We start from the raw sequence: 17,765 nt of genomic DNA on the forward strand, positions 1-17,765 counted from the left end.
TTACGCCGTCACCCCTTGCGGAGCTGAATGGCTGGCCGCTTCGCGGATCAGATAATCCAGTTCATCTTTCACCGACTGTACCTGCGGCCCGATCACGACCTGCAAATTGTGGTCGTTGAGATGAACCACGCCAATGGCACGGTTAGCTTTCAGTGTTGCGTCATCCACCCGTGACATATCCGAGACGGAAAGGCGCAGGCGGGTGATACAGTTGTCCAGAGAGACGATATTTTCGGCACCGCCCAGCGCGCTGAGAATAGCCGGGACGTTGTAGCCGGATTTGCTGGAAGAAGGCACCGGCGCTGCGTCAGGCATGCTTTCCGATTCGCGACCCGGCGTTTTGATATTAAAGCGCATGATGGAGAAGCGGAAGATGGCATAGTAAGCCGCAAACCAGATGGCTGCCACAACGGGTACCAGATACCATTTGGTCGCCGTGCCGTGCAGGATGCCGAAGACCACGAAATCGATGATGTTACCGTCGGTATTGCCGATGGTGACGCCCAGAACCGACATAATGGTGAAGCCCAGACCGGTCAGAATGGCGTGGATCACATACAGCACTGGCGCCACGAACAGGAACAGGAATTCGATCGGTTCTGTGGTGCCGCCCACCACGCACGCCACCACGCCGGAAATCAGCAGGCCTTTAATTTTATGACGGTTTTCAGGTTTCGCGCAGTGGTACATCGCCAGCGCTGCGCCCGGCAGGCCGCCGAGGAAGGCAGGCATTTTGCCCTGAGACAGGAACTGTGTGGCACTTTCAGAGAAACCGTGCGTGGTCGGGCAGGAAAGCTGCGCCTGGAAGATGGTCAGCGCGCCGCTCACTTCACGGCCACAGACATCCAGCGTACCGCCGGCTTCGGTGAAGCGGATCAGTGCCACCAGAATATGGTGCAGACCGAACGGCAGCAGCAGACGTTCGCCGGAACCAAAAATCATCGGCCCGAACACGCCCGCGCCCTGAATCAGACGGCCAAGACCGTTGATGCCAGCGGCGAAGAACGGCCAGATAAGCGGGATCAGCAGACCGACTAAACCGAGCACCACGGTGGTGACGATAGGCACGAAACGGGTACCGCCGAAGAAGGCCAGTGCATCCGGCAGGCGGATGGTGTTGTAGCGTTCATGCAGCATGTACACGATGATACCGACGATCACCGCGCCCAGAATACCGGTGTCGATAGACTGAATACCGAGGATCATCTGGATGTTGTTGGCTTTCAGTACCGCAGGATCCACGGTCGGCAGCGTGCCGTTGGCGGTCAGGTAGAAGTTAATCGCCAGATTCAGCACCGCGAAGCCGACGAAGCCGGAAAACGCCGCGACGCCTTTGTTCTCACGCGCCATGCCCAGCGGGATTGCGATAGCGAACATCACCGGCAGGAAGCTGAACGCGAAGGAACCGACTTTGCTCATCCAGACGAAAATCAGCTGGAGGATCGGATTGCCCAGTGCGGGGAGCAGGGTCACCACATCGTGGCTGCTTAACGAGCTGCCGATGCCCAGCATGATGCCGCAAAACGACAGCAGAGCCACCGGCAGCATGAAGGTTTTACCCAGACTCTGGAAGAATTCCCAAAGCGTAATTTTTTGTTTTTTACTGGCAGGCATAGCTGCTCCCTGTAAGTGTTGGTGTTAGCTGTGTGTTGACGGCGCTAAAGATAAAACGTTTTACCTAAATAATACGTGGTGTGAATCACAATATTCGATCATTCCCTCTGTGCCGGGTCTGGTGGCAGGTTTAACGTTTTACTCAATCCGGTGAATTAGGTATAACTGTCTGACCACGCTTATTTTTTAATGTTGTAAATAATGCGGGCGGGAAAGGATCCCGTTTTATGGAGTTTCAAATGAACGATGACGTCCAATGAATCATAAAAAAATCACGATTATTGACGTCGCGCAGCACGCGGGAGTTTCCGTTACCACGGTGTCACTGGTGCTGAGCGGCAAAGGACGAATTTCACAGACCACCTCCGAGCGCGTAAACCGTGCGGTCGATGAACTGGGGTTTGTGCGCAACCGTCAGGCCAGTACGCTGCGCGGCGGCGAATCCGGCGTGGTCGGGCTGATTGTTCGCGATATCTGCGAGCCTTTTTATGCCGAAATGACCGCCGGGCTGAGCGAGATGTTTGAGGCGCAGGGCAAAGTGCTGTTTCTGCTGCAAAGCGGCTCAACCGGCAAGGGCCTTGAGCGCTGTTTTGATACCTTACTGACGCACGGCGTTGACGGCATCGTTATCGCCGGTGGGGTGAATTCGATTGCCGGGCTGAAAGAAAAAGCGGAAGAACATGGGGTGCCGCTGATCTGCGCGGCGCGCTCCGGCGGTATCGAAGGGGTAGATGTGGTGCGCCCGGACAACATGCTGGCCGCGAAAATGGCCACCGAATATCTGATCAAACGCGGGCATAAACAGATCGCGTATCTGGGCGGCCTGAGCAATTCGCTCACTCGCGCCGAGCGGCTGGGCGGCTTCTGCGCCACGCTGTTGCAATACGGCCTGCCGTTTCGCAGTGAGTGGATCATCGAGTGTGATTATCAGCAGAAATGCGCCGCCGATGCAGCAGAAGCCTTGTTATCCCGTTACCCGAAAATCAGCGCCATCGTCTGCCATAAAGCCTCCGTTGCGCTCGGTGCCTATTTTGGTGTGATGCGCACCGGCACCCAGGTCGGCGGTGGCGCTGTCGATAACTTCTTCCAGCAAAAAGTCGCGCTGATCGGCATGGAGGATGCGCCGGAATCCGCGCTGACCGAGCCTCCGCTGACGTCAATCGTCAACTCGGCCAGGGAAATTGGTTATTCGGCGGCACGCCGGTTAATGCTGAGGATTGGGGGGCAAAATCTGGAGGCGCAGAATATTATCGTCGCACCGGGGCTGGTGGAGAGGGAATCGGCGTAAGGCGGATTTCACAGCGGCACAACAGACTCTGCGCGCCGCTGCGAAATCTCATGATGACTCAGCGTGATTCACATGGCCGCCGTGGCGACGGCCTGCGTGATTAACGGCTGCACAGCTTGTAATACACCTCATTCCAGCGGATCTGGTTTTTGAAGTCTGCCAGCGTCGTGTCGTTATCTATCACCAGCAACTCAATTCCGGAAAGCTCGGCATAAAGACGCAGCGCGTCGATATCCAGTGCCTGCGAGAATACCGTGTGGTGCGCGCCGCCGCCGAGGATCCAGGCTTCTGCCGCGGTAGCCAGTGATGGCTGGGCTTTCCAGATAGCGCGGGCGACCGGCAATTTTGGCAGCGGATGAGGCTGTTCGACGGTATCCACCAGATTGACCAGCAGACGGAAGCGGTCGCCCATGTCGATGACGCTGGCGTTCACCGCCGGACCTGCCGGGGTGGAGAAGATCAGACGCGCCGGATCCGCTTTGCCGCCTATGCCGAGAAACTGCGCATCCAGCAACGGTTTTTCTTCTTTGGCAATCGACGGGCACACTTCCAGCATGTGCGAGCCCACCACCAGATCGTTCCCCGGTTTGAAGTGGTAGGTGTAATCTTCCATAAACGACGTGCCGCCTTTCAGGCCGCTGGCCATCACTTTCATGATGCGCAGCAGGGCGGATGTTTTCCAGTCGCCTTCGCCGCCAAAGCCGTAGCCTTTTTGCATCAGACGCTGTACTGCCAGCCCCGGCAGTTGTTTCATGCCGTGCAGATCTTCGAAGTTAGTGGTGAAGGCACCAAATTTGCCTTGTTCGAGGAAACGGGTCATGCCCAGTTCGATCTTCGCGGCGTCCAGCAGGTTTTCACGGCGTTCGCCGTTGACTTTGACCGTATCGGTGAGACGGTACGTGGCTTCGTACTCTTCCACCAGCGTATCCACGTCACCTTTGCTGACTTCGTTGATCACACTCACCAGATCGCCGATACCGTACGCGCTGACGGTGTAGCCAAACTGGATTTGTGCGGCGACTTTATCGCCTTCGGTCACTGCCACTTCACGCATGTTGTCGCCAAAACGCGCCACTTTCAGGTGCTGACTTTCATTTTTTGCCGCCGATACGCGCATCCACTGAGCGATGCGGCGATGTGATTCACCGTCCTGCCAGTGCCCGGCCACCACGGAATGTTGCTGACGCATACGGGCACCGATGAAGCCAAATTCACGGCCACCGTGCGCAGTCTGGTTCAGGTTCATGAAGTCCATGTCCATGGTGTCCCACGGCACTTCGGCGTTGAACTGCGTATGGAACTGTAACAGCGGCTTGTGCAGGATGCTCAGGCCGGCGATCCACATTTTGGCCGGCGAGAAGGTGTGCAGCCAGGTGATGATCCCCACGCACGGGTTGTGGTAGTTCGCTTCGCGGCACAGGGCGGTGATTTCGTCCGGCGTGGTCACCAGGGGTTTGAGCACCAGCTTAATCGGCAAACCGGCTTCCGTGTTCAGGCCGTTCACCACTTTTTCGGCATTCTCTTTGACCTGACGTAACGTTTCCGGCCCGTACAGATGCTGACTGCCGATAGCGAACCACACTTCGAGATGTTTAAACGCGTCCATTTGTTACTCCTGAATATCGGATATGAGAAAGAGGAATTAATGCGTCGTCTTCGCTGCGAACAGCGGTTCAGTCGTGACACACCATTGCTGATAACGTTCGTACAGGCGCTGATATTGCTCGACGCGCTGCGGATCCGGCAGCAGCGTGCGTTCGATGCTGCAGGCCATTTTTTCCTGCGCGGCAGGCACGTCGCTGAATTCACCGGCGGCGACGGCGGCAAAGATCGCCGCACCCAGCGCACAGCACTGATCTGAAGCGACAATTTGCAGCGGACGGTTCATGGCGTCGGCGCACACCTGCATGATGACCGGCGATTTACGCGCAATGCCGCCGAGGGTCAGCACGTTTTCCACCGGAATATCCTGCTGTTCGAAACACTCCATGATGGCGCGTGCGCCAAAGGCGGTGGCGGCGATAAAGCCCCCGAACAGTTCCGGCGCTTCGGTACCTAAATTGATATCGGTAATCACGCCTTTCAGGCGCTGGTTGGCAAACGGCGTGCGGCGGCCGTTGAACCAGTCGAGCACCAGCGGCAGGTGATCCAGTTTCGGATTGGCGGCCCAGGCGGCGGTGAGATCCGACAGGAGGTTTTTTTGTAATGCGGTTAACTGTGTTTGCAGTTCAGGATGGGTTTTCGCCGCCTGAATTAGCGGCCAGCTCAGCAGACGGCTGAACCAGGCGTACATGTCGCCAAAGGCAGACTGCCCGGCTTCCATCCCGATCATGTCCGGCACCACGCTGCCTTCGACCTGACCACAAATCCCGGCAATGGCACGATCGTTAACGCGGGCTTTATCGGCAATCAGAATGTCGCAGGTGGACGTGCCGATGACTTTCACCAGCGTATACGGCTGTGCGCCCGCACCGACGGCGCCCATATGGCAGTCGAATGCGCCGCCGGAAAGCACCACGCTTGCCGGTAAACCGAGACGTGCTGCCCATTCAGGGGTAAGGGTACCGACGGCCTGTTCGGCGGTGACGGTATCGGTAAAGAGCGGATATGGCAGGTTTTCAACCAGCAACGGATCAAGGGCGGCGAAGAAATCTTTCGGTGGCAGGCCGCCCCAGGACGGATGCCAGAGCATTTTGTGCCCGGCGCTGCAACGCCCGCGCACCACTTTGTCCGGCGCGGTGGTACCGGAAAGCAGGGCGGGCACCCAGTCGCACAGCTCAACCCACGACGCGGCGGCTTCTTTCACCGCGGCATCAGCGCGGGAAACGTGCAGGATTTTCGCCCAGAACCATTCGGAGGAGTAGACGCCGCCGATGTAGCGGGAGTAATCAGGGAAATCGCCGCTGCGGCACAGACGGTTGATCTCTTCGGCTTCTTCTATTGCCGTGTGATCTTTCCACAGCACGAACATGGCGTTCGGGTTTTCGGCAAATTCCGGGTTCAGCGCCAGAATGTTGCCCTGATGATCGACAGGCGCGGGGGTTGAGCCGGTGGAATCGACACCGATACCGACCACGCGGGCGGTGCGCTCATCGCCCAGGCGGGTCACCACGTTTTTTATCGCCTGCTCCATCGCTTCTATATAGTCGAGCGGGTGATGGCGGAACTGATTTTTAGCCGCATCACAGTAACGGCCTTCATTCCAGCGCGGGTAATACACGACATCCGTTTCTATCTCAGCACCCGTCTGACAATCTACCGCCAGTGCACGGACAGAATCGCTGCCAAAATCCAGACCAAGAGCAATCGCACCTTGCGTCATTCTTTCTCACTCCTTCAGGTTTGCCGTAGTCATTACGGCGGCGAATCGAATTGCTCTAACAGTAGGAGGATGTCAAAAAGGCAGTGAGGAGGCGTTAGCTGGAAGTATGCACAAATCTGCTCCCAATGATGTTTCTGTGAGGTTGGTCAAATGTTAGCGTTTGGCTAAAATCGCTATATCTATGCACATTCCTGCTGTTTTCCCGGCGTGTGATAGCGCTCTACATTCCGCTGCAAAATTACCGCTAAAACTTAACCCGTCTTACAAGAGAGTGTGACGTAAATCCGCTATACACAGGACTTCGGCGCATCCTCACTTTGTTTCCTTACGCTACTGATAACGTTTTCACGATGGCGGCAAACCACCAGATTTCAGAGCGCAATTGTGAAAAACAACAATAAAAGTCGGAGAACATCATGCATAAATTCACTAAGGCATTAGCGGCGGTAGGGTTAGCAGCCGTTATGTCACATTCAGCTATGGCAGCAGAAAATCCGAAGCTGGGTTTCCTGGTTAAACAGCCTGAAGAACCCTGGTTCCAGACTGAATGGCGCTTCGCCGATAAAGCCGGTAAAGACCTGAACTTCGAGGTCATTAAAATCGCCGTGCCGGATGGTGAAAAAACGTTGAATGCGATTGACAGTCTGGCGGCGAACGGCGCGAAAGGTTTTGTTATCTGTACGCCGGATCCCCGTCTCGGGCCTGCCATCATGGCGAAAGCGCGCAGCTATGACATGAAAGTGATCCAGGTGGATGACCAGTTCGTGAATGCCAAAGGCAAGCCAATGGAAGAAGTGCCGTTAGTGATGATGGCCGCGACCAAAATCGGCGAGCGTCAGGGGCAGGAACTGTATAAAGAGATGCAAAAACGTGGCTGGAAACCGGCTGAGACAGGCGTCATGGCCATCACCGCCGATGAGCTGGACACCGCACGTCGTCGTACTTCCGGTTCAATGGACGCGCTGAAAGCGGCCGGTTTCCCGGAAAAACAAATCTACAAAGTGCCGACCAAATCTAACGATATCCCTGGCGCACTGGATGCCGGTAACTCCCTGCTGGTGCAACATCCTGAAGTGAAAAACTGGCTGATCATCGGCATGAACGACAACACCGTGCTCGGTGGCGTGCGTGCAACGGAAGGTCAGGGCTTTAAAGCGGCTAACGTGATCGGCATTGGTATCAACGGTGTGGATGCGGTGAATGAGCTGTCGAAAAGCGCGCAAACCGGCTTCTACGGTTCCCTGTTACCCAGCCCGGATATCCACGGTTACAAAAGTATCCAGATGCTGAACGAATGGGTGACCAAAGGCGTTGAGCCACCGAAATTCACCGAAGTGACTGACGTTGTGTTAATCACCCGCGATAACTTCAAAGAAGAATTGAAGAAAAAAGGGCTCATGTAATTTCCGGGATCATTTGAAAAGAGCATCAGATAACGCTGCTGCATAACGGACGACAGTTTTTTTTATAAGTTATTTATAAAAGGTTACGTACTGTTTTCTGCTGTGCAGTGGCGTGCATTCAACTTCACTTAATTTCCAGGTAGCCACTATGACTCAGCAATCTTCAACCAAGACGCCTTTGCTGAAACCGTCGCTGACGGAGTTTGATGCGGCCAAGCCGTATCTGGAATTCCATGACATTGGCAAAACTTTTCCGGGCGTGAAAGCGCTGGACGGAATTTCTTTCAATTGTTATGCCGGGCAAATTCATGCACTGATGGGCGAAAATGGCGCAGGTAAATCGACGCTGTTAAAAATCCTCAGCGGTAATTATCAGCCGTCGCAGGGCGTTATTCACATTAAAGGCCAGCCGGTCAGTTTTAATAAAACCACTGACGCACTTGATGCGGGCGTGGCGATTATTTATCAGGAATTACATCTGGTGCCGGAAATGACGGTGGCAGAAAACATTTACCTCGGACAATTGCCGAGCAAATACGGTTTTGTGAACCGTAAACTGCTGCGCTATGAAGCCAAAATTCAGCTAGAACACCTCGGGCTGGACATTAACCCGGATACGCCGCTCAAGTATCTCTCCATCGGTCAGTGGCAGATGGTGGAGATCGCCAAAGCCCTGGCGCGTAACGCCAAAATCATTGCCTTTGACGAGCCAACCAGTTCGCTCTCTGCCCGTGAAATAGAACAATTATTCAGGGTTATCCGTGAGTTGCGTGCCGAAGGGCGCGTGATTTTGTATGTCTCCCACCGTATGGAAGAAATCTTCGCGTTAAGTGACGCTGTCACGGTGTTCAAGGATGGCCGCTATGTGCGTACGTTCGACGACATGACGCAGGTCGATAACAGCAAACTGGTGCAGGCGATGGTGGGCCGTAATCTGGATGATATATACGGTTACGCACCGCGTCCGCATGGCGAAATCCGCCTCGAACTGGATGAAGTCAAAGCGCCGGGCGTGAGAACGCCGGTCAGCCTGACGGTGCGTCAGGGGGAAATTGTCGGTCTGTTCGGGCTGGTCGGTGCAGGGCGCAGCGAGCTGATGAAAGGATTATTCGGCGGCACGCGCATAACCGGCGGCACACTGAGGCTGGACGGTGCGGTAATGAACATCCGTAAACCGGCGGATGCCATTCGTCAGGGCATCATGCTTTGCCCGGAAGACCGCAAGGCTGACGGCATCATTCCGGTTCACTCGGTGCGCGACAACATCAACATCAGTGCCCGCCGTAAAACGGTGAAAGCAGGGTGCCTGATCAACAACGCCTGGGAAGCGAAAAATGCGCGCAAGCATATCGAGGCGCTGAATATTAAAACCCCGAGCGATCAGCAGCTGATCATGAATTTGTCCGGCGGTAATCAGCAAAAAGCCATTCTTGGCCGCTGGTTGTCGGAAGACATGAAAGTGATTTTGCTGGATGAACCGACGCGCGGCATTGACGTCGGCGCGAAACATGAAATCTACAACGTAATTTATTCTCTGGCAAAACAAGGCATTGCGGTGCTGTTTGCGTCCAGTGACTTACCGGAAGTGCTGGGTCTGGCCGACAGAATTGTGGTGATGCGCGAAGGCGCCATCTCCGGCGAACTGTCCCATGACGAAGCCACCGAAGAAAAAGCGCTGGGGCTCGCGATGTTGCGAACGCCAGACCTGACTTCTGCCCCTGACGCAGCCTGACCGAGGAGCAAAATATTATGTCGAGTATGACAACCAATTCCGCCAAACCGGATCAACCCTCAGCGGCTTCACGCGGCGGCCAGGGCCTGATGCGTATCTGGGACAGTTACGGCATGTTAGTGGTGTTCGCCGTGCTGTTCATTGCCTGTACCATTTTCGTGCCAAACTTCAGTTCTTTCATCAACATGAAAGGTCTGGGGCTGGCGATTTCAATGTCCGGGATGGTCGCCTGCGGCATGTTGTTCTGTCTGGCCTCCGGTGATTTCGATTTGTCCGTGGCATCGGTCATTGCCTGCGCGGGTGTCACCACGGCGGTGGTGATTAACCTCACCGAAAGCCTGTGGATTGGCGTCGGTGCGGGGCTGGTGCTGGGGATGCTGACCGGTTTACTCAACGGTTTCGTGATCGCCCGGCTGAAAATCAATGCGCTGATCACCACGCTGGCAACCATGCAGATTGTGCGCGGTCTGGCGTATATCATTTCCGACGGTAAAGCGGTCGGTATCGAAGATGAGCGTTTCTTCGCCCTCGGTTATGCCAACTGGTTCGGGCTGCCTGCACCGATCTGGCTGACCGTCGGCTGTCTGATTATCTTCGGTCTGCTGCTCAACAAAACCACTTTCGGGCGTAACACGCTGGCGATTGGCGGTAATGAGGACGCGGCGCGTCTGGCCGGTGTGCCGGTGGTGCGTACCAAAATCATCATTTTCATGTTGTCCGGGCTGGTGTCGGCGGCAGCGGGGATCATTCTGGCGTCGCGTATGACCAGCGGCCAGCCAATGACATCGCTGGGCTTTGAACTGATCGTCATCTCCGCCTGTGTGCTGGGTGGCGTTTCCCTGAAAGGCGGTATTGGCAAGATTTCCTACGTGGTATCCGGGATTTTGATCCTCGGTACGGTTGAAAATGCCATGAACCTGCTGAACATTTCCCCGTTCTCGCAGTACGTGGTGCGTGGCTTGATCCTGCTGGCGGCGGTGATCTTCGACCGCTACAAGCAGAAAGCTAAAAAGACCCTGTAAACCGGTTTTGTGATAACGCTTTCACCGCGCTTTTTTCACGGCATTTAACGCTTTCAGGGGTTAAGTGCCGTAAAAACGCGTGGTTGTTCACAAATTGATAACCTTTACTGGCAGCGTTTTCACCGCCGATTAGAATAGATGAAAAATCCATAGCCACGTGATGTTCAGGAGGTTCGATGTATCACCGCATGATTCAGGATCAGCAGCAAAATCCGCTGTTACCGGGTTACAGTTTTAATGCTTATCTGGTCGCCGGAATGACACCGATCCTTGCTGATGGCCCGCTGGATTTCGCCATTGACCGCCCCGGCGGCATGAAAGGCTTTATTCTCAACCTGACGGTAAAAGGCCAGGGGAAAGTTTTTGACGGCGAGGATACCTTTTATTGCAACCCCGGCGATCTGTTGCTGTTCCCGCCGAAAGCGCGCCATCTTTACAGCCGCTCGGCTAACGCAGACTCCTGGTATCACCGCTGGGTCTATTTCCGCCCGCGCGCCTACTGGGCCGACTGGCTGGAATGGCACACCAAAACCCGCGACGTCGGGCGTCTCTCTTTGCCGAATAACACCCTGTTGCTGGAATTCGACCGGCTGTTCGCAAACATCGAACAGACGCAAAAATCAGGCCGCCGTTTTTGCGAAGAACTGGGCATGAACCTGCTGGAACGTCTGTTGTTGCGTGCAATGGAAGAAGACCCGCAGAGCCCGCAAAAAATCATGGATCCGCGCGTTATCGAAGCCTGTCAGTTTATTACCGGTAATCTGGCCGGTGAGCTGCGCATTGATGAAGTCGCCCGCCATGTCTGCCTGTCGCCATCGCGGCTGGCGCATTTGTTCCGCGAGCAGGTGGGGATTAACATTCTCCGCTGGCGCGAAGATCAGCGGGTGATCCGCGCCAAACTGCTGTTGCAGACGACGCAGGAGTCAATCGCGACCATCGGGCGCGTGGTGGGATATGACGACCAGCTGTACTTCTCAAGGGTATTTCGCAAGCGGGTAGGGGTCAGCCCGAGTGATTTCCGCCGCCGCAGCGTCGAGATCAATTACCCGGCAAAGCCTTACCGGGCGCAGGCGGATAATGCGGTGGCCTATCACTTCTGAGCCTCTCACAGCCTGAACAGTGATGAGCAAAATTCAGACGAACGCTGATAAAGCAGACAAAAAAAAGCCGGTATAAAAACCGGCTTTTCTCTTTTTAACGTACTGACGAAAGTTACGCCGCAGGTCGGGCGATCACATTTCGGTTTTCCATGCGCACTTCCGCAATCGTCACATCAATGATGTCACTCTGGCGGTAGGCCACTTCGCCTTTAATCAGCACGGTGCCGGTGTCAGCGCTGCACACCAGCTCGTCGCGCACGCTGTGCAGGAACGGAGCAGGAATGAACGCCACGGCGCCGATATCTTGCAGACGGATACGCAGGCCGCCGCGGGTCACATCGATAATTTCAGCGCTGAACTTCACCTCAGTACCGACTTTATCTTCCAGATAACGGGCGTACAGCCAGTCACCGACATCACGCTCAGCCATGCGGTTCGCGCGACGGCGCTCTGCCAGCTGTACGGTCATCTCATCCTGAGGTTTCTCAGCAGACTGTTGAAGGATCATCGCTTTCAGCAAGCGGTGGTTCACCATATCGCCGTATTTACGGATGGGTGACGTCCAGGTGGCGTAAGCTTCCAGACCCAGACCAAAGTGCGGCCCCGGCGTGGTGCTGATTTCTGCAAAGGTCTGGAAACGACGAATGCGGCTGTCGAGGAACTGCGTTGGCAAGGCATCAAGCTTACGGCGCAAGGCGCAGAAGCCCGGCAGTGTCAGCATCTCATCGGCGTTGGCTTGCACGTCATTGGCCTGCAACACGGTGACCGCGTTCTCAACCAGCAGCGGATCAAAACCGGTGTGCACGTTGTAAACGCCAAAACCGAGGCTGTCGCGCAGGGCGATGGCGGCACAGACGTTGGCGGCAATCATCGATTCTTCCACGATGCGGTTAGCGATGCGGCGATGCTCGGCGACGATTTCCAGCACGTTGCCTTTCTCACCCAGCACGAAGCGGTAATCAGGACGATCTTTAAACACCAGCGCGTGCTCAGTGCGCCATGCACTGCGCACGTCACAGACGCGTTTCAGCAGGCGGATCTGCGAGGCGATCACCTCACTGGCCGGCTGCCATTCGCTTTTCTCTTCGGTTTCCAGCCAGTCAGACACGTTATCGTAAGCCAGCTTGGCTTTGGACTCGATGGTCGCGGCGAAGAAACGGATGTCACTGCCCAGGGTGCCATCGGTGCTGAGCGTCACAGAGCACGCCAGAACCGGACGGCTGACATCCGGCCACAGTGAACAGATGTCGTCGGACAATTCACGCGGCAGCATCGGGATGTTAAAGCCCGGCAGATAGTTGGTGAATGCGCGTTTTTTAGCAATATTGTCGAGATCGCTGCCTTCTGCTACATAAGCTGTCGGGTCAGCAATCGCGATGGTCATTTGCAGGGTGCCGTCGCCGTTGTCTTTGACATACAGCGCGTCATCCATGTCCTGCGTGCTGCCGCTGTCGATGGTGACAAACGGCAGGGCAGTCAGATCTTCGCGGGTCAGGCCTTCGTCGCGCAATTCGGCGATGTCAGATTTAGGTGCCTCGCGTTCAAGATTATGACGTGCCAGTGTCACCCACCACGGCGCGAGATCGTCAGTGCCGGTGGTGATCCACTCAGTGATTTCAGCCTGGAAGCTGTGATCACCTTCTTTCAGCGGGTGGCGGCGCATTTCAGCCACACACCAGTCGCCGTCGCTCACTTCATGATTGATGTTACGGGCAACGCGGCACTGAATGGAATCACGTAATAAAGGGTGATCGGGAAGAATAGTAAGACGGTCGTCTTTTTTGGTCACACGACCCACAAAACGGCTGAGGAAAGGTTCAACCAGGGTTTCCGGCTGGACGACTTCACGCTCTTTTTCGGTTTGCAGTGAGGCGATCACGCGGTCACCGTGCATGACTTTTTTCATGTACGGAGGCGGAATGAAATAGCTTTTTTGGCCGTCTACTTCAAGAAAGCCAAAGCCTTTCTCAGTGCCTTTCACAATGCCTTCGACACGTGGAGTCTGAGAGTGAAGTTGCTGTTTTAGCTGCGCGAGCAGCGGGTTATCTTGAAACATATCGTCCAGAGAATTGGGGGTTAATGTGGCTCGATTAGCGGCAGACAGTTTTACGCGATCTGGCACCGTCGGGCAAGCTCTTATCCCCCCTTTCGCCTCATAACGCCGACGCGAAAGGGAGGATTTACGGCACACCCCGCAAAAGGGATCAGGCGATACGTTGCAGATCGACGGTTTGTTCACAGCGACGGATTGTCACCGGCACCGCTTTTGAGGTCGGGGTGTGGGTCTGATCGCCAAAACTCGACATCGGCACCAGCGGATTGGTTTCCGGATAATAGGCCGCCAGATTGCCGCGCGGAATGTCGTAGCTCACCAGTTTGAAACCGCTGACTTTGCGCTCAACGCCATCGTTCCACAGCGTTTCGATTTCCACCAGTTCACCGTCTTTCAGGCCTAAATCGGCCAGATCCTGCGGGTGAATAAACAGCACTTCACGCTGACCATAGACGCCACGGTAACGGTCATCAAGGCCGTAAATCGTGGTGTTGTACTGGTCATGGGAACGCAGGGTCTGCAGCGTGAACGGCGCATTGCGGTCGCCCATTGGGATCAGCACATCAGGCAACGGCGCGGCGCTGAAATTCGCCTTGCCGCTCAGGGTGTTGAAATTCAGTTCTGCCGCTGCATTGCCCAGATAGAACCCGCCTTTAATGTCGCAGCGCGCATTAAAGTCTTTAAAGCCAGGAATGGTCGCTTCGATGTGATCGCGGATCAGATTGTAATCATCCGCCAGCGCCATCCAGTCGAGGTATTTGTCGCCGAGAACCGCATCGGCGATACCGCAGACAATGGCCGTTTCGGAACGCTGTTCTTTGGATAACGGAATACCCACACCTTCGGACGCATGCACCATGCTGAAAGAGTCTTCGACGGTGATGAACTGCGAACCGGTGGCCTGCATGTCCAGCTCGGTACGACCCAGCGTTGGCAGGATCAGCGCTTCATGACCCGGCGTCAGGTGGCTGCGATTCAGTTTGGTACTGATCTGCACCGACAGTTCAAGATTGCTCAGCGCCTGAAGGGTACGCGGCGTATCCGGTGCCGCCGCCGCGAGATTACCGCCAAGGCAAATCAGCACTTTCGCTTCTTTACGCAGCATGGCTTCCAGCGCTTCTACCGTGTTGTGGCCCGGAGTCCGCGGTGGGGTGAAATGGTAATGTTTTTCCATCGCATCCAGCAGGGCTTTCGGCGCTTTTTCGTCGATACCCATGGTGCGGTTACCCTGCACATTACTGTGGCCACGCACCGGACAAAGCCCCGCGCCCGGTTTACCCAACTGACCAAACAGCAGTTGCAGGTTGGTGATTTCACGCACGGTCGGCACGGAATGTTTGTGCTGAGTAATGCCCATCGCCCAGGTACAGATCACGCGTTCGGCGTGCATATAAATAGCCGCGGCTTCGCGCAGATCCTGCTCGCTCAGGCCAGACTGTTCAGTGATTTTTTCCCAGCTGGTGGCATCCACTATTGCCAGATACTCGTCCACGCCAGCGCTGTTTTGCGCAATAAACGCATCATCGAACAGGGACGGCTGGCCGGAGGCAATGCGCTCGCGGTGAGTCTGTAACAGCGCTTTGACGATGCCGCGTACGGCCGCCATATCGCCGCCCAGATTGGGCTGGTAATAGGCGGAGCTGATGCGACCGGCCTTCGGTGTGACCACTTCCAGCGGTTTTTGTGGATCGGCAAAACGCTCCAGACCACGTTCGCGCAGGGTGTTAAAGCTGACCACTTTCGCGCCGCGATCGGCTGCGTGACGCAGGCTGTGCAGCATACGCGGATGGTTGGTCCCCGGATTTTGCCCGAAGACGAAAATGGCATCGGCTTTTTCAAAGTCGTCCAGACGGACCGTGCCTTTACCGACGCCGATACTCTGTTTCAGGCCAACGCCGCTGGCTTCATGGCACATGTTGGAACAGTCAGGGAAGTTGTTGGTGCCGAACATGCGGCCAAACACCTGATACAGATATGAAGCTTCGTTGCTGGCGCGTCCGGAGGTGTAAAAATCAGCCTGATCCGGGCTTTCCAGACCTTTAAGATGGCTGGCGATCAGCGAAAAGGCAGCATCCCAGCTGATCGGTTCGTAATGGTCGGTGGTGCGGTTGTAGCGCATCGGGTGGGTCAGACGTCCCTGATATTCCAGGAAATAATCGCTCTGCTCACGCAGTTTGCTCACGCTGTGCTGAGCGAAAAACTCCGGTTCGACGGCTTTACGGGTGGCTTCCCAGCTGACGGCTTTCGCGCCGTTTTCGCAGAAGCTGAACGTACTGTGATTATCATCGCCCCAGGCGCAGCCCGGACAGTCAAAACCGCGACCTTTGTTAACACGCATCAGGTTACGTAAATTTGAGAGGACTTTTTTACTGTCGAAGACGAAACGGGTGGTGGATTCTAATGCACCCCAGCCACCGGCCGCGCCGTGGTAGGGTTTGATCTCAGTTTTGAATTTCATAATTATGCTTCGCAGGTGGTTTTTATTCTGGTCTGGAAACAATCGGATCGGCAAAATGTTAATCGGATTGTTAATTTTATGTCACAAGTTTAGGAGGGCGAGGGGAATACGTCTAATCGAATGCCGTGATGGTGTGATAGATAACCTCTATGACGCAAAAAGTTCGGCGTGAAATCCACATTTCCCAGTTCTGACGGGGGCTTAAAGTCAGTTTCATCAGGTTAAAAAACAGCAGGTTGTGATAATCAAAACTGATTGCGCGGGCAACTGACTGTTTTGCTGAAAAAGCGTCCAACTTGTAACTGAACCGTTTCATTATGAAATGCTTAGCAAAAGACTAAGGGTTTTTCTGCACGCCGATTTAAGGCACCCTATGCCGCAGATCTCAATCTATGATTTTTTTGTATATTGCCTGTGCATTTTTATGCGCCGGTCAATACGGCACGTTTAAGGAAGACTCAGTGAAACGTAGTGTAATAAGTGTTTTGTCTTGTGTGTTGATGTTCTCTGCGGGCAGCGCCCACGCTGTCGCGCCACTCGATTTCCCGGTTGTGCCACCGAGCATTGATGCCGCCTCGTTTGTCCTGATGGATTACGCCAGCGGTGATGTGCTGGCGGCAGGGAATCCGGACGATCGCCGTAACCCGGCCAGCCTGACCAAACTGATGACCGGCTACGTGATTGACCGTGCTTTGGATCAGAAAAAAATCACCATGAATGACGTGGTGACCGTGCCTCAGGAAGCCTGGGTGGCGGGTAATAAAAGTCTCGATGGTTCTTCCCTGATGTTCCTCAAACCGGGCGACCGTGTTTCCGTGCGCGATTTGATCCGCGGGATCATCATTACCTCCGGTAACGATGCCTGCGTGGCGATGGCTGACTATGTGGCGGGCAGCCAGGACAGTTTTGTCGGCATGATGAACAAATATGTCGTCAGCCTGGGCCTGACCAACACCCATTTCGAAACCGTGCACGGTCTGGATGCGCCGGGGCAGTTCACGACGTCATACGATCTCGCCAAGCTTTCCCGAGCCATCATTGGCGGCGAGCCTGAGGAATATCAGATGTATGCCGAGAAATCGTTGACATATGACAACATCACTCAGCAAAACCGTAACGGCCTGTTGTGGGATAAAAACCTGCAGGTAGACGGCCTGAAAACCGGTCATACCGAAAGCGCCGGTTTTAACATTATCGCTTCGGCAACGCAGGGTAACCGTCGTCTGATTGCCGTCGTCATGGGTGGGAAAAGTTCAAAAGGGCGTGAAGAGCAGGCACGTAAACTGCTGACCTGGGGATTCCGCGAATACACCAGCAAGCAGATTTTCAAAGCGGGTCAGACTGTCTCTGATGAACATGTCTGGTACGGTGCGAATTCCCAGGTGAAAGTCGGTTCGCTGAGCGATGTATTCATCAGCGTACCGCAGGCGGATGCCGATAAACTGAAAGCACAGTATGTTCTGACTAACCCGCAGGTTGAAGCACCGCTGAAAAAAGGGCAGGAGCTGGGCAATATCAATATCGTGGATAACGGCAAAGTGATTAAAACCGTGCCGCTGGTGGCATTAGAAGATGTCGCCGAGGGCGGAATCATCAGCCGGGCGATCGATTATGTGAAACTGAAAATTTAAAATAACTTCCTTAATAATAAGTATTAATAATCCCTGGTGAAATGACCGGGGATTTTTTTTGCCATAAATTTGAAGTATTGATAATTTATAAAATATGACGGAGTTATTGTTTTTAAATGTAATTGGCGTAATTCATATTATC

Annotated in this window: 11 protein-coding genes; 6 read left to right on the plus strand and 5 right to left on the minus strand. The window is 54.8% G+C overall.

Annotation, left to right across the window (positions count from 1 at the left end):
- Complete coding sequence (gene malX, locus J1779_RS01510) at positions 1-1,614, minus strand: maltose/glucose-specific PTS transporter subunit IIBC (RefSeq protein ID WP_056777271.1); 1,614 nt, start codon at positions 1,612-1,614, stop codon at positions 1-3.
- A gap of 256 nt (positions 1,615-1,870) precedes the next feature.
- Here malX and malI point away from each other — a divergent pair, with 256 nt between their 5' ends.
- Complete coding sequence (malI, locus tag J1779_RS01515; protein ID WP_056777268.1) at positions 1,871-2,902, plus strand: Mal regulon transcriptional regulator MalI; 1,032 nt, start codon at positions 1,871-1,873, stop codon at positions 2,900-2,902.
- A 100-nt stretch (positions 2,903-3,002) separates the two neighbouring features.
- Here the strand turns inward: malI and araA are convergent, their stop codons facing one another.
- Together araA and J1779_RS01525 are read right to left on the minus strand one after the other, a co-directional pair.
- Positions 3,003-4,508, minus strand: coding sequence for an L-arabinose isomerase (araA, locus tag J1779_RS01520; protein WP_122095370.1), 1,506 nt, complete (start codon positions 4,506-4,508; stop codon positions 3,003-3,005).
- Between the two features lie 36 nt (positions 4,509-4,544).
- Entirely contained in the window at positions 4,545-6,224 is a 1,680-nt protein-coding gene (locus J1779_RS01525; RefSeq protein ID WP_217202690.1) for a ribulokinase, read from the minus strand.
- A 416-nt stretch (positions 6,225-6,640) separates the two neighbouring features.
- On the opposite strand from J1779_RS01525, the gene J1779_RS01530 reads away from it, so the two are divergent.
- The 4 genes from J1779_RS01530 (at position 6,641) to araC (ending at position 11,481) form a co-directional block, all read left to right on the plus strand.
- Positions 6,641-7,627: an arabinose ABC transporter substrate-binding protein gene (locus J1779_RS01530; protein WP_056777260.1), complete on the plus strand. Its 987-nt coding sequence runs from the start codon at positions 6,641-6,643 to the stop codon at positions 7,625-7,627.
- A gap of 148 nt (positions 7,628-7,775) precedes the next feature.
- Positions 7,776-9,359, plus strand: coding sequence for an L-arabinose ABC transporter ATP-binding protein AraG (araG, locus tag J1779_RS01535; RefSeq protein WP_238485020.1), 1,584 nt, complete (start codon positions 7,776-7,778; stop codon positions 9,357-9,359).
- A gap of 17 nt (positions 9,360-9,376) precedes the next feature.
- Positions 9,377-10,381: an L-arabinose ABC transporter permease AraH gene (gene araH, locus J1779_RS01540; protein WP_056777255.1), complete on the plus strand. Its 1,005-nt coding sequence runs from the start codon at positions 9,377-9,379 to the stop codon at positions 10,379-10,381.
- Positions 10,382-10,557: 176 nt separating this feature from the next.
- Complete coding sequence (gene araC, locus J1779_RS01545) at positions 10,558-11,481, plus strand: arabinose operon transcriptional regulator AraC (protein WP_056777252.1); 924 nt, start codon at positions 10,558-10,560, stop codon at positions 11,479-11,481.
- 112 nt (positions 11,482-11,593) lie between these two features.
- Here araC and J1779_RS01550 read toward each other — a convergent pair whose 3' ends face one another.
- Both J1779_RS01550 and J1779_RS01555 read right to left on the minus strand, forming a co-directional pair.
- Positions 11,594-13,537 (minus strand): exoribonuclease II, encoded by a 1,944-nt coding sequence (locus tag J1779_RS01550; RefSeq protein ID WP_217202691.1) that lies wholly within the window; start codon positions 13,535-13,537, stop codon positions 11,594-11,596.
- Between the two features lie 148 nt (positions 13,538-13,685).
- Entirely contained in the window at positions 13,686-15,992 is a 2,307-nt protein-coding gene (locus J1779_RS01555) for an FdhF/YdeP family oxidoreductase (protein WP_122095366.1), read from the minus strand.
- 461 nt (positions 15,993-16,453) lie between these two features.
- Between J1779_RS01555 and J1779_RS01560 the strand changes: the two genes are divergently transcribed.
- On the plus strand, positions 16,454-17,623 hold the full coding sequence (locus tag J1779_RS01560) for a serine hydrolase (RefSeq protein WP_217202692.1): 1,170 nt from the start codon (positions 16,454-16,456) through the stop codon (positions 17,621-17,623).
- The last annotated feature ends 142 nt before the right edge of the window (positions 17,624-17,765 follow it).

It is taken from the genome of Rahnella rivi (assembly GCF_019049655.1).
In the GTDB taxonomy this organism is placed as follows: domain Bacteria; phylum Pseudomonadota; class Gammaproteobacteria; order Enterobacterales; family Enterobacteriaceae; genus Rahnella; species Rahnella rivi.

Excerpts from the sequence above, each read along its gene's own strand:
- J1779_RS01525 (WP_217202690.1), bottom strand. The coding sequence starts at position 6,224 with ATGACGCAAGGTGCGATTGCTCTTGGTCTGGATTTTGGCAGCGATTCT.
- J1779_RS01530 (WP_056777260.1), top strand. The coding sequence starts at position 6,641 with ATGCATAAATTCACTAAGGCATTAGCGGCGGTAGGGTTAGCAGCCGTT.
- araA (WP_122095370.1), bottom strand. The coding sequence starts at position 4,508 with ATGGACGCGTTTAAACATCTCGAAGTGTGGTTCGCTATCGGCAGTCAG.
- araH (WP_056777255.1), top strand. The coding sequence starts at position 9,377 with ATGTCGAGTATGACAACCAATTCCGCCAAACCGGATCAACCCTCAGCG.
- araC (WP_056777252.1), top strand. The coding sequence starts at position 10,558 with ATGTATCACCGCATGATTCAGGATCAGCAGCAAAATCCGCTGTTACCG.
- malI (WP_056777268.1), top strand. The coding sequence starts at position 1,871 with ATGAATCATAAAAAAATCACGATTATTGACGTCGCGCAGCACGCGGGA.
- malX (WP_056777271.1), bottom strand. The coding sequence starts at position 1,614 with ATGCCTGCCAGTAAAAAACAAAAAATTACGCTTTGGGAATTCTTCCAG.
- J1779_RS01550 (WP_217202691.1), bottom strand. The coding sequence starts at position 13,537 with ATGTTTCAAGATAACCCGCTGCTCGCGCAGCTAAAACAGCAACTTCAC.
- J1779_RS01555 (WP_122095366.1), bottom strand. The coding sequence starts at position 15,992 with ATGAAATTCAAAACTGAGATCAAACCCTACCACGGCGCGGCCGGTGGC.
- araG (WP_238485020.1), top strand. The coding sequence starts at position 7,776 with ATGACTCAGCAATCTTCAACCAAGACGCCTTTGCTGAAACCGTCGCTG.